Annotated in this window: 1 protein-coding gene; it reads right to left on the reverse strand. The window is 42.1% G+C overall.

Going from position 1 to position 13,780, the window contains the following annotated elements:
- A partial coding sequence (locus B9N86_RS21470; RefSeq protein ID WP_244562788.1) for a non-ribosomal peptide synthetase occupies positions 1-13,529 on the reverse strand: 13,529 nt, incomplete at its 3' end.
- Positions 13,530-13,780 lie beyond the last annotated feature (251 nt).

Raw genomic sequence — 13,780 nt, forward strand, 5'->3', positions numbered from 1 at the left:
ATACTCCGCTCTGCCAGAATGGCAACGAAGTCATCCGGCTTCACGCCCATCTTACGCAGTTTCCTTGCCAGTTGGTTGGCCTTTCGGTTCAACTCAGCATAAGTAAGCTGCTCATCCTCGAATACTACTGCTATATGATCAGGTGTTTTTATCACCTGCTCCTCGAACACATCCACGACGGTCTTGTCTATTGGATAATCGGTCGCCGTATTGTTGAACTCAAGGAGTTGATCCTTCTCTTGCTGAGTAATCATGTCGATCTCGGAGACCCTTCTCTCAGGGTTGGCTGCAAACGACAGTAAGACAGCTTGAATTCTGGAAAGCATACTTTGTACTTCTTTCAATACAAAGTGACTCGGATTATAAAGAATATCAAAGACCCATTGTTCACCAATAAAATATGTTTTCAAGGTAATTGCGTAGTTGGTTTGCTCGCGTCCCGACTCTAAAACAAACTGAAGTCCGTTTTCTCCGCCTTGCTGTTTCTCTTCGTTAACATAATAGTTATCAAAGGCAAACAGTACCTTGATCAGATCACCTTGTTGTTCAGTCAAGCCCTGAATGTCAGCGAGGGAACAATACGAGTACTGATCGCTCTCCGTCCCCTGCTCCTGAAGCTCATTCCAGAGCTCCAAGACAGTCATCCCCACGCTGGATCTTATCCTAACCGGGATGGTATTGACGAACAGTCCAACGATCTTCTCTATCCCTCGAACATTTGCATTCCTTCCGGAAACAACCTTGCCGAATACAACATCCTTAATGTTGCTGTATTGTTGCAGCACAATCCCCCAAGCAGCCTCAGCCACCGTATTGATTGTGATTTGACAGGAAGCAGCTTTCTGAAGAAGTTGATTAGTGATTTCATCCGGAATTTTTATTCCGATTCGTTCCATCTGCTTTTCCGTAGATTCGGGTTTTGTCATAGGCTTGATTTCAGCAATCTCCTGATATTCGGAGAGCAACTCACTCCAATAGGACAGCCCCATCTCACGGTCCTGCTTCTTGAGCCAGTTGACATAATCACCGTAGGTCGCGGATTGATGCTTTTCCTCTGCCGCCATACGCTCCAGATCAGACAGAATACTGCCGTTCTTCAATTTGTTGCAATAAGTTATGAAATCGCCAAACAGCATGTTAGAAGACCAGCCGTCAAATACAATGTGATGATAGCTCCAAAGAATCTTGTACTCATCAGGACTAAGCACAATATGCTTAACCCGCAGTAACGGATCATACTGCAAATCGAATCCGCGTTGGATGTTCAGATCAGCAAGTTCGGCAACCTTTTTCTCCTGCTCTAGTTTTCCGAGTCCCGAGAGATCAATTGTTTCAAAGTCTACTTCCCGACTGGTCAACAGGATCTGTCTCGGCTTAGACAGCTGTTCGTGCACAATCGCCATTCGGAGCACGTTATGCCGCATAACAAGCAATTTTAACACTTGCTGAACCTTTTCTTCGCTTATACCACCGCTGAACGCATAAACAAGCTGTGTGACATAGCTCGTCGATTGATGATCAGCGATGCTATGATAGAGGATTCCTTCCTGCAAAGAGGTAAGCGGGAATATGTCTTCCAATACAGATGGTTCTGCATACTGACGATGCAGTTCGGACAAATCTTCCTCCGTCAGGTCATAAGCAGAATAATCTGACACGGTTTTCTCTATTGCTCCCTGAGTACAGCAATACTTGATAGTTTCTATCAAATACTGTTGATATAGCTCGGCAAACCGTTCAACCATTACAGCAGAAAATCCGCTTCTGTCGTATTGAATCAGGAAGTTAAGCTTGCCGTCTGCGATGTATCCGTTCATGTCAATGATCCCAGACATTCCATTTTCCTCTGCAATGCTCTTTCCTGTTGAGAAGAAGGCAGCTTTCGATTCAGTGTCCATCTGACCTAAATAGTTGAAATAAATGTTAGCCGCAATATCCTGAAGCTCATACAACAGGCCGTAACCCAAACCGTGTGAAGGTACTTTTCGCAACATTTCTTTGATCGAAATGATGCTTTTCCGGATCTCCTCATGGCATTCAACAACGATCGGATGCTTTGTAGTAAACCAGCCAACAGTGCGATCGGTATCAATCTTCTTGTGAATTTCTTCCCGGCCGTGACCTTCGAGACCGACGACAACTTTTACCTGACCCGTAAGCCCGCGAACCGCGAGACCAATGGTACTGATTAACAAATCGTTGATTTCCGTATTGAACGCCTTTCCTGCGCGCCGCACCAGATGTTCCGTCTGTTCCTCATCGAAGCTGATCTTCACATTACCAAATCCCGTTTCCGTCCCGTTATCTTCCAAGTCAATTCTGCCATTTTTCATATTCGCCATTATTATTGCCCAATATTGCTGCTCCTGTTTAAGCAGGCTACTAGACTTGTACTCCTCTAAAGCTTCTGCCCAATCCTTGAAGGAAGCAGTCTTCGGTGGTAGGTTTACCGGCTTTCCATTCTCTACCTGTCTCAATGCAGTCTGCAGGTCTTCCAACAGGATCTGCCACGAAACGGCGTCCACAACGAGATGATGCAAGCACAGGAAGAGAAAATTACCGGAATCTATTTGGAAGAAAGCGGCTTTTATCATCGGCCCGTTCTCCAGATCAATACTACTCTGGAGCTTGTTGCAAGCTGCTTCCATCTGGAGGGAAGCAGCAGCTGCATCTCGGAAATCATACGTTTCAAAATCATATAGTTTGCTGTCGCAGCTACTCAAAATCGCCAATCTACCATCCCGATAAATAGATCGAATGATATCATGATGTACAGCCAGCGCATCAAGTGCCTTCCGAATGTGCGCTACGTTATCCGTGTCGATTTCCAACATCACATCCTGATTGTAGTGATGCGGCTTTTTAAGGTTGCGCACTTTGAAGTCTTTGAGAATCGGTGTCGGAATGATGCTTCCGGTTACCTCTTGTTGCTCATAGTAGTTCTCATGAGTAACAACAACGGTGCGGGCGATTGCTTCAACGGTATATTGGCTCATGATGTCGCGGACAGATAGTTCATAACCAAGGCTTCTTAATTTCGAAACGATACGGATCGCCTTGATAGAATCCCCACCAAGCTCGAAAAAGCTATCTTTGACACTTACCGCTTTTACTCCCAGCATTTCACCGAATACCTGACACAATAATTCTTCAATCTTGTTTCTCGGCATCACGAATTCACTTGTGTTATCGATGAATATCTGCGGCAGTGCCCGTTTATCAAGCTTGCCGTTTTTCGTGGTCGGCAGCTTGTCTATCTGCATGAAAGAGGTTGGAAGCATGTATTCAGGAAGAATCTTTCTGAGTTCTTCCCGCACTTCAGATGTGCTGATTTTTTCATCCGATACATAATACGCAAGAATCACTTTGTCACCGAATTCGTCTTCCCGGACAATTACTGCGTTGTCTCGGATGGATTCGATACTGCGAATCGCGTGAATTATTTCATCCAGCTCAATCCGGAATCCCCTGACTTTGACCTGCTCATCAATTCGACCAATATATTCGATGTTCCCGTCCGGCAACCATTTTGCAAGGTCACCTGTACGGTATAGCTTCCCATCACCAAAAGGATTATCAATGAATTTTTGCGCAGTCATCTCTGGCTTGTTCAGGTAACCACGTGCAACTTGTTCACCCGCGATGCAAAGTTCTCCGGGAACTCCAATGCCACAAAGGTTCATCCCGTTCATGATGTAGATCTGCGTGTTGGCAAACGGCTTGCCAATCGGCATAAAGGTACGTTCATCCGTTGCGGAATACGGATACAACGTGCTTCCGACAGTTGCTTCCGTAGGCCCGTATTCATTAAGAATCACGAGATGATGGCCGTAAGTATTTAGAATCTCGCTAGCCACATCGCTTTCCAGCTTCTCGCCTCCGACTACAAGGCAGCACAGTTTCTCTAGCGGCTTGTAGTTATAGTCGCCGAGTAGCATTTTCAACTGTGACGGCGTCATCTTGATAAATGTGTATTCTTTATTATTCATGATGAATCTTATGTCCATCTCTTTGTCCTTGTGAATCAGATCAAGCGTGCCACCAAAACAGAGCGGCAGAAAAATAGATGGTACCGTCAAGTCGAAACTGTAGTTGGTGAACAAAGGCACCAGAATCTCATTCCCTAGCAGGAACCGTTTGGCTGAATAGATCATATTTGTAGTCAGTGAATGGTGTTCAATCATGACGCCCTTCGGACGCCCTGTCGTCCCAGAAGTATAGATGCTATATGCTAAATCATTGCTGGAGACGTTCTTGTCCAGATTTGTTGGAGCACCTGTATAGAGATCAACAGAACTGAGATCGATACAGTCAATCTTTGTTACCAACGGTACCTCGGCCTTTGCTGTCAAAATAACTCTTGGTTTGCAATCGTCCACTATGTACTCGATCCTATCTGCAGGATATGTCGGATCGATCGGCACATAAGCACCGCCTGCCTTCAAGATGCCTAGGATTGCCACAATCATTTCCGTGCATCTTTCAGCGATGAGGGCTACAAAATCGTCAGGCTTGATGCCAATGCCGCGAAGCTGTCTAGCCAGCTGGTTTGCTTTTTGATTCAGTTCCTCATACGTAAGTTGTTCATTACCGAAGATGATTGCCGTGTTGTCCGGTTTGTTTCTGACCTGCTCTTCAAACAGATCTACGACCGTCTTGTCGAGTGGAAACGCCATACTAGTATCATTAAAAGTCTGTTGAATCAATATTTTATCGGCCTTGGTGATGGTCTCGATCTCACTGATCTTTATTTCTACATTCGCGGTTATCTGCTCCAGCAGGCCGATAAAGTGTACAAGCATTCGCTCAATGCTGTCTGCTTTAAACAAATCCATACAGTATTCGAGTTCGATACAGAAGCCAGTGCCCGTTTCAACAATGTCAAATTTAAGATCAAACTTGGAAGTTGTACTTTCTTGTCTGACAGACTCTATTTCTGCGCAGTGCATCTTAAGTTCTGGTTGCTCATTGTTTTGCAGTACCATCAGGACATCGAACAGCGGGTTTCTTGCCATATCACGTCTAACTTGTACCGCATCAACCAGTTCTTCAAACGGATACTCCTGGTTGTCGTATGCGTGCAGACATTTTTCTTTCATTTCGCTCAAAAACTCAGCAAATGTTTTATTGCCTTCCGGTCTCCCTCTCATAGCCAGGGTGTTAACAAACATCCCTAGAATATTCTCGGTGTCTTTGTGCGTTCGTCCGCTGAACAGACTACCGACGATAATATCCTCCTGCCTGCTATACTTGCTCAGCAGGATCATAATTGCTGAAAGGAACACCATATATTCAGTCGTATCGGTCCGCCGTGCGATCTCCTTGATTCTTTTCCCCAGTTCTCGGCCAGTCGTCGTATCGATAATGGCTCCATTGTAGCTCTGCATCTGCGGCCGTCTGTAATCAAGGGGCAAATCAAGCACAGGAATCTCGTCCGAAAACTCATTAACCCAATAAGCCTTTTGCGTTGAGAAGTCTTTCTTGCTGATCCATTCACTGTAATCCTTATACTGAAGCATCGGAGGTTTGAGAGATTCGCCATTGTACAGTGCTACAAATTCACGGATGAACGTCCCCATACTCATGCCGTCACTGATAATATGATGCATGTCAAGCATCAACAAGTGATCCTCTTCCCGCTTCACGAGCTTCATCCGTACAAGCGGAGCTTGCCCAAGGTCGAATGGTTTTACAAACTCCTTGAACTGTTCTGCTTCGGACGTATCCTTGACTTCTAGAAATTCAAAGTCAACCTTTGTCGTTTTTCTTACTTCTTGCACGGGCTCTCCGTCAACCATTAAGAAATTGGTGCGCAAAATCTCATGACGATCAATCATTTTTTGCAAAGCTATTCCAATGGATTCAATGTTCACCTGACCCTTAATCCTAAAGCTTTGTGGGATGTTGTAAGCAGTTCTGTCGATACCCATCTGGCAAACAACAAAAACCCGTTTTTGCGCAGATGACATGGAGTAGTATTTTTTTTCTTCTGCTGCTGTAATCGGTGTATAGGATACCAATTCTTTTTCGGATAATCGAATTGCTAAGCATTCCGGCGTCCGATTTGCAAAGATTTCCTGAAGCGGAATGCGATAGCCAGTTTTAGTTTCGATCGCATTGACAAGTCTTACTGCGCTCAGCGAATGACCGCCAAGTTCAAAGAAGCTGTCCTTAATACCCAATGAGGCAATGCCAAGAATCTCACTAAATAAAGCACACAAAATTTCTTCCGTTTCGTTTCTCGGCGCAACATATTCACGTGTACTCGTTACTTCGATTTCTGGAAGCGCCCGCTTATCGACCTTTCCGCTTCTTGTGACCGGAATGCTGTCAATTTGCATAATATATGCAGGGATCATATATTCCGGCAACGACGCTCCAAGGTTCTTCTTAAGTGCGGACTCGCTCATTTCTGTGTCGGATACAAAATAAGCACAGATCGCAGAATCTCCTGATTTGTCTTTGGCAGCGATGACAGCTACATCTACAATCCCTTCTATATGTCGCATCGCACTTTCAATTTCACCCAGTTCAATCCGGAAGCCTCTGATCTTGACCTGCTCGTCGATCCGCCCCTGGTATTCAATGTTGCCGTCGGGCAGCCATCTAGCCAAATCTCCCGAACGATACAGCTTACCTTCTCCAAAAGGATTATTGATAAATTTCTCCGCTGTCAGCTCAGGTCTGTTCAGATAACCTCTTGCTAAGCCCGCGCCGGCTATACACAGTTCTCCCGGGACCCCTATTCCGCACAAACTCATTCCATTCAGTATATATATCTGTGAGTTTAAAATCGGTTTGCCTATCGGAACCGGATACGGGATGTCACTCTTTCCGTCATATTCCCAGTTAGTAGCTAGCACTGTATTTTCCGTCGGACCATAAGCATTAATATACTTGCAACGCCGGCCTGCTTTTTCGATAATTTCCCCATTCGATGCAGATCCGCCCGTTGTCAGCGCCTTTAGACCGGTGAGTTCTGTCTGCACATAATACTGCGGCGGCAACAAGGTCAGCGTGATTCCACTCTTATTCACGAACGCATTGAAGCTTCCCGTATCCAAAATGGTTTCCTTCGGGATCAGTGTCAACCTTGCTCCAAGCAGAAGCGATAGTGTCATTTCCCAAACTGCGGCGTCAAAGACGTAATTGGCAAACTGCAGGACGTTGTCCTGTTCGGTTACCTGATACAGCTCCATCAGATGGGTACGCAGGGCGACAATCCCGCAATGTTCCAGCATAACACCTTTTGGCTGACCAGTAGTTCCTGACGTATAGATGACATAAGCTAAATCCTCAGGTTTGTTTACCTTTGTTGGATTTGTGGAAACCCCTTCCCAAATTTCCCGCTCTGCAAGATCGATTACTGGTATTCCAATATCATGTTTAGGTTCTGCCTGGTAGACAAGAACAGCTTTGGGCTGGCAATCCTTAAGCATGAATGCAATTCTGTCTTCTGGGTAGGTTGGATCTATCGGTACATAAGCCCCTCCCGCTTTCAAAATTCCGTAAATCCCTACAATCATCTCGACACTCCGCTCTGCCATAATGGCTACGAAGTCGTCCGGTTTTACGCCCATTTCGCGCAATTTTCTTGCCAGCTGATTGGTTCTCTCATTCATCTCTGTGTACGTAATCTGCTGACTTTCGAGTACTATTGCTATATTATCGGGTGTTTTCTTTACCTGCTCCTCGAATAAATCTACTATGGTCTTAGTATTGGCATTGCCTGTATAGCTATGGTTGAACTCGTTGAGTATTTTTTCCTTCTCGTTATCATTTACTGCTTCGATATTGGAGACTTTTCCTTGAGGATTTGCAACAAACTCGTGTAACACCCTTTCAATCATTGCCAGAATACTTTGAATTTCGCCTTTTACATACTCATTTGGGTTATACATAATCTCAAAACGCAAGCAACCATCCACTACTCCGGCAATTACGGTTATTGCATAATTAGTTTTTTCTCTTACCGACTCCAGTTTAAGCTGCAGCCCAACAATGTTGTCTTGGTCTTTTTCTTGATCCAAGTGATTTTCAAATACGAAAAGTGACATTATCAAACTTGATTTTTGTTTGGTTAATTCCTGAATTTCGGCAAGAGAACAATACGAATATGCGTTACTTTTTGTCCCTTGCATTTGAAGCTCTTTAAATAGATCCAAAATAATCGTATTATCTTTATCATTTACTCTTACTGGTATTGTGTTAATGAATATCCCAACTATTTCTTCAATTCCTCTAACATCTGCATTTCTTCCCGATACAACTTTCCCAAACACAACATCTTTGGTAAAGCTATATTGTTGTAATACAATTCCCCATGCAGCTTCTGCTATTGTATTTATTGTTAAACGGTTAGATGATGCCAATGAAAGTAAACTTTGACTTGTTTCCTTTGAAACCTTTACCTTCTCTTGGGCTACTTTCATGTCTGAAGGTACAGGTTTCATCACTGGTTTTATTTCTGATATTTCTTGATAATCTTCCAGTAAATTTCCCCAATAGGAGATTCCAAGCTCTTTATCCTGCTTTTCAACCCATTTGATATACTCACTATATTCTGCTGTCCGATTCTTTTCTTTTAAAACCATTTCTTCGATTTCTAGCATGCTTTCATCGTTGTTAAGAGAATTGTAATAATTCTGAAAATCATTGCATAGCAATGATGAACACCAGCCGTCAATGATGATATGGTGATAACTCCATATCATTTTGCACTTATTTTCACGAAGAATGATGTACTTTACTCGAAAAAGCGAATCTTCTTGCAAATCAAATCCGCGGTTTACATCAAGTGCTGCTATTTCAGCTATTTTATTTTGCTGCTCATTTTCTGCAAGCCCTGATAAATCAATCCTTTCGAACTCAGGTTCTCTATTTAACAATACGACCTGTTTCGGGCGTTTAAATTCACCAAATACAATGGAAGATTTTAGTACCCCATGTCTCATGGCAAGAAGTTTAAGTCCTTGTTTGATCTTACCTTCTTTAACTTCTCTGCTGACTTCAAAAACATTCTGTATGAAATAATCTGTAGATTCATTATTAGCTAAACTATGATATAAAATCCCCTCTTGTAAAGGCGAAAGTTCGTAAATGTCAACAATCTCCGTTTTATCTGCAAAACGGTTGTATACCATTGATAGATCAGTCTGTGTTAACTCACTTGCTGAAAAATCCGAAGGGGTTTTAACCGTTTCTTTTTGTTTAATACAAAATCTTATACTTTCATTCAGACTGTCCTTATACAAATTAGCAAGCTTCTGAACTGTCTCTGATGCAAAAAGGCCGCTGTCATATTTAATTGTAAACTTCAATTCCCCTTGATGTATAACTCCACTAAAGAGTATATTCGTTGATAAATTATTTTCGTCTGCTAAGCGTTTTCCGGTTGAATTAACAACAGAAGCGTAGCCCTTCGATTCAGCGTCCATTTGTCCCAAATAGTTAAAGTAAATATCTGCTGATATTTCCGGAAGACCCTCTTTTAATAGACCGTATCCCATCCCATGATTCGGTACTTTTCTTAGCATTTCTTTGGTTGATATAATGCTGTCTTGTATAGTTCCACTGCATTCCACAATGATCGGATACATGCTCGTAAACCAACCAACGGTTCTATCTATATCTATCTTCTTATGAATCCCCTCTCTTCCGTGTCCTTCCATCATTATGGATACACGTTCTTGACCTGTACACCCTTTTACAGACACCCCTAATGCACTTATTAGCAAGTCATTAATCTTTGTGTTGAATGCTTTACCGGCTTTATGTAATAGATTATATGTTTCTTCCTTGCTGAAACTCAGGCTTATAACAACATGCCCTGTGCCTGTCTCATTTCCGCTTGTCGCTAATTTACCTTCTTTAATTTTGGTTGTGATTATCTCCCAGTATGCTCTTTCCTTTTTCAGCTGCACACTCTCTTTGTATTCCCTGAGCGCTTCCCCCCATTCTTTATACGAAGCGGTCTTTAGAGGCAGCTCAATTTTGTTATCACCAGCCTTTATCTGCTTCATAGCGGTCTCAAAGTCTTCCAGCAGAATGCGCCAGGAAACCCCATCCACAACTAGATGATGCAAGCATATGAACAGGTGATTTTTCGGCTCAGTTTTGAATAATGCCACTTTCATTAGCGGTCCATTTTCCAAATCCAAGCTGCTTTGCAGTTTCGTACAAATCCCTTCAATATCTACTAATCTATAATCACCGTCTATTACGTCAAATATTTCGAAATCATACAGCCTACTCTTTTGTGCACTTAATATTTCCAGCTGCCCGTTTCTGTAGACAGAACGAATGATATCATGGTGGACCACCAATGCATCGATAACCTGCCTGATTTCCATTTCATTGTTTGTGTCAATTTCTATCATTATGTCTTGGTTAAAGTGGCTCGGCTTGACCAAACTCCATGCTTCGAATTGCTGGATAATCGGAGTGGAAACTACTTTTCCCGTAACTTCACTCTGTTCGTATTTATTTTCATAAGATGATGCCCTAACGCTGTATGCAATAGCCTCAATTGTGTGTTTGCTCATGATGTCCTGAACAGAAACTTCAAATCCTTCGCTTCTTATTTTCGATACGATTCTTATTGCCTTGATCGAATCTCCGCCTAACTCAAAGAAGCTGTCCTTAACGCCTACTGTTCCGATGCCAAGAATTTCGCTAAATAAAGCACACAAAATCTCTTCTGTTTCATTACTTGGCGCAACATACTCTCGCTTGCTCGTTATTTGGATTTGTGGAAGTGCCCTCTTGTCTAGCTTCCCGTTTCTTGTGACCGGAATACTATCTATTTGCATGATATATGCAGGTATCATATATTCCGGCAGCGACTCTCCAAGCGTCTTCTTAAGCTCGGATCCGCTTATCTCTTTGTCAGAGACAACATAAGCACAAATCGCAGGATCACCTGAATTGTCTTCCCTGGCGATAACAGCTAAGTCCACGATCCCTTCTACACTTCTTATTGCACTTTCAATTTCACCTAGTTCAATTCGGAAGCCTCTGATCTTGACCTGCTCATCAATCCGTCCCAAATACTCGATGTTTCCGTCAGACAGCCATTTGGCCAAGTCTCCCGAACGATATAATTTTCCTTCTCCAAAAGGATTTTCGATAAATTTTTCTGCTGTGAGCTCGGGTCTGTTAAGATATCCTCTTGCCAAACCTGCGCCAGCAATACACAGTTCTCCGGGAACGCCTACTCCGCACAAATTCATTCCATTCAGTATATATATCCGTGAGTTTGGCATCGGTTTACCTATCGGAATATTATGCGGTATTTCACTTTCCCCGTCATATTCCCAGAGAGTGGCCTGTACTGTATTTTCCGTCGGTCCAAAGGCATTTATGTATCTGCTTCTACCACCTGATTTATTTACAACTTCCGGACTTGACATCGATCCTCCCGTCGTAATTATTTTTACGCTCGGTATATCAGTCTGCAGATAAAACTGCGGCGGTAATGCAGCTATTGTTATTCCGCTTTCTTCTACTAACTTATTAAAGCTTCTGATGTCTGAAATGCTAGCTTGTGTTGCAATCGTCAGCGTTGCACCAGTCAATAAGGAGATGGTCATTTCCCAAACAGAACCATCAAATACATAGTTTGCAAATTGAAGAACATTATCCTTCTCCGTCACCTTATATAAATCCAGGAAATGAGTTCTGAAGGATGCTACACCACTGTGTTTAATCATGACACCTTTCGGTGTACCTGTCGTTCCCGAGGTGTAGATCACATAGGCTAAATCCTCAGGTTTATTTACCTTTCTCGGATTTGTGGACAGCCCTTCCCATATCTCCCTCTCTGCAAGATCGATTACTGGTATTCCAATATCATGTTTTGGTTTTGTCTGGTAAACCAGAATGGCCTTGGGCTGACAATCCTCAAGCATGATTGTAATTCTGTCATCTGGAGAGGTTGGGTCTATCGGAACATAAGCCCCACCCGCTTTTAGAATTCCATAAATACTCACAATCATCTCGATACTCCGCTCTGTCATAACGGCTACGAAGTCATCTGGCTTTACGCCCATTTTACGCAATTTCCTTGCAAGTTGATTGGATCTTTTATTCATCTCTGCGTAAGTAATATGCTCATCTTCAAATACTACTGCTGTATTATTAGGTGTTTTCTTTACCTGGCTCTCAAATATATCTACCATTGTCTCAGTTTTAGCATTGTCTAGATATTTATGGTTGAATTCGTTGATTATTTTTTCTTTATCCCTATCGCTTATCGCTTCGATCTCGGAAACTTTACCCAGGGGATTTGCAACAATCGCGTGCAATATTTTTTCAAACATTAACATGATGTTTTGGATTTCGTCTTTTATATACTCATTTGGGTTATACGATAGATCAATGTTTAATCTGTTGTAGTCCAGACTAACGCTTGCACTTATAGCATAGTTTGTCTGCCTTCTTTCCGACTCAACCGTTAAACGGAGCCCGTTTTCACTGGTATCCAATCTATCCTTAAAACCAAGCGAATCTTCAAATACACACAGCGTTTTCATCAACTTATTTTTTTGCTTTGTTAACCCCTGAATCTCGGCAAGAGAACAATACGAATATCTATTGCTCTTTTCCCCCAGCTTCTGAAGTTCTTTCAAAAGCTCCAAAATGGTAATATCCTTAGTACTTTTCACTCTTACAGGAATTGTATTAATAAATAACCCGACTATATTTTTAATTCCTCTTATGTCTGCATCTCTGCCTGATACAACTTTTCCGAATACTACATCGCTTGTATAGTTGTATTTTTGTAAAACTATTCCCCAGGCAAGTTCTACTGCAACATTTATTGGTATATTATTAGAATCAATGAAATTAAGCAGCTTATTCGTTACATCTTCGGAAAGCCTGTGTCCTGTTTTAACCATTTGAACAGTAGTATGTTTAGGTTTCGCCATCGGCTTAATTTCAGCCATTTCATCATAATCCGCCAGCATTTCCCTCCAGTAGGAAAGTCCTGCTGCCCTATCCTGTTTATCAAGCCACTCTACGTATTCATCGTATCCTGCTTCCTGACTTTTTTCTTGGGATATATCTTCTATCATCTCAGACATTGTTTTTCCATTGTTAAGCGAATCATAGTATCTCTTAAAATCACTATATATTAAAGGTAGGCACCAACTATCAATAATAAGATGATGATAAAGCCAAATCATTTTGTAGTTTTTGTTATCCAATACAATATATTTTACTCTTAAAAGAGAATCTTTCTGCAGGTCAAATCTGCGCTTGACATTGAGATCCGATATCTCATCCAGCCTACATTGTTTCTCCATTTCGCCAAGCCCTGACAGATCAATTTTTTCGTACTCTATTTCTCTACTACCTAATACTACCTGACCTTGATTTGCTAGTTTCTCGTCCGTAATAGCTGTTCTTAATACATCATGTCTTAGTGTGAGCAACCTAAGCGCTTGAATGATTTTTTCCTCTCTAATTTCACCTTTTAAGTTTATTATGTACTGCATCATATTTTGTGTAGACTCACTGTCAGTCATATGATGGTAAAGCATTCCTTCCTGCAAAGGTGTGAGTGAGTATATACCGTTGATTAATTTAGTTTTTTCATCGTTAATCATCATTAAACCCCTCTCGAATTTGAAAACTTTATATTTCTAAAATCAACCCCAACTTTATACTTATAGCTCACCTCATGAACAAACTTTCACAAGCTATCTGATTCCAAAAGAATCTCAGGAAAAAGCTCATCAAAAAAAGTGACTTGTCTGGATAAACCAAGTTTGGTTAC

The sequence above is a fragment of the Paenibacillus uliginis N3/975 genome (assembly GCF_900177425.1).
In the GTDB taxonomy this organism is placed as follows: domain Bacteria; phylum Bacillota; class Bacilli; order Paenibacillales; family Paenibacillaceae; genus Paenibacillus_AQ; species Paenibacillus_AQ uliginis.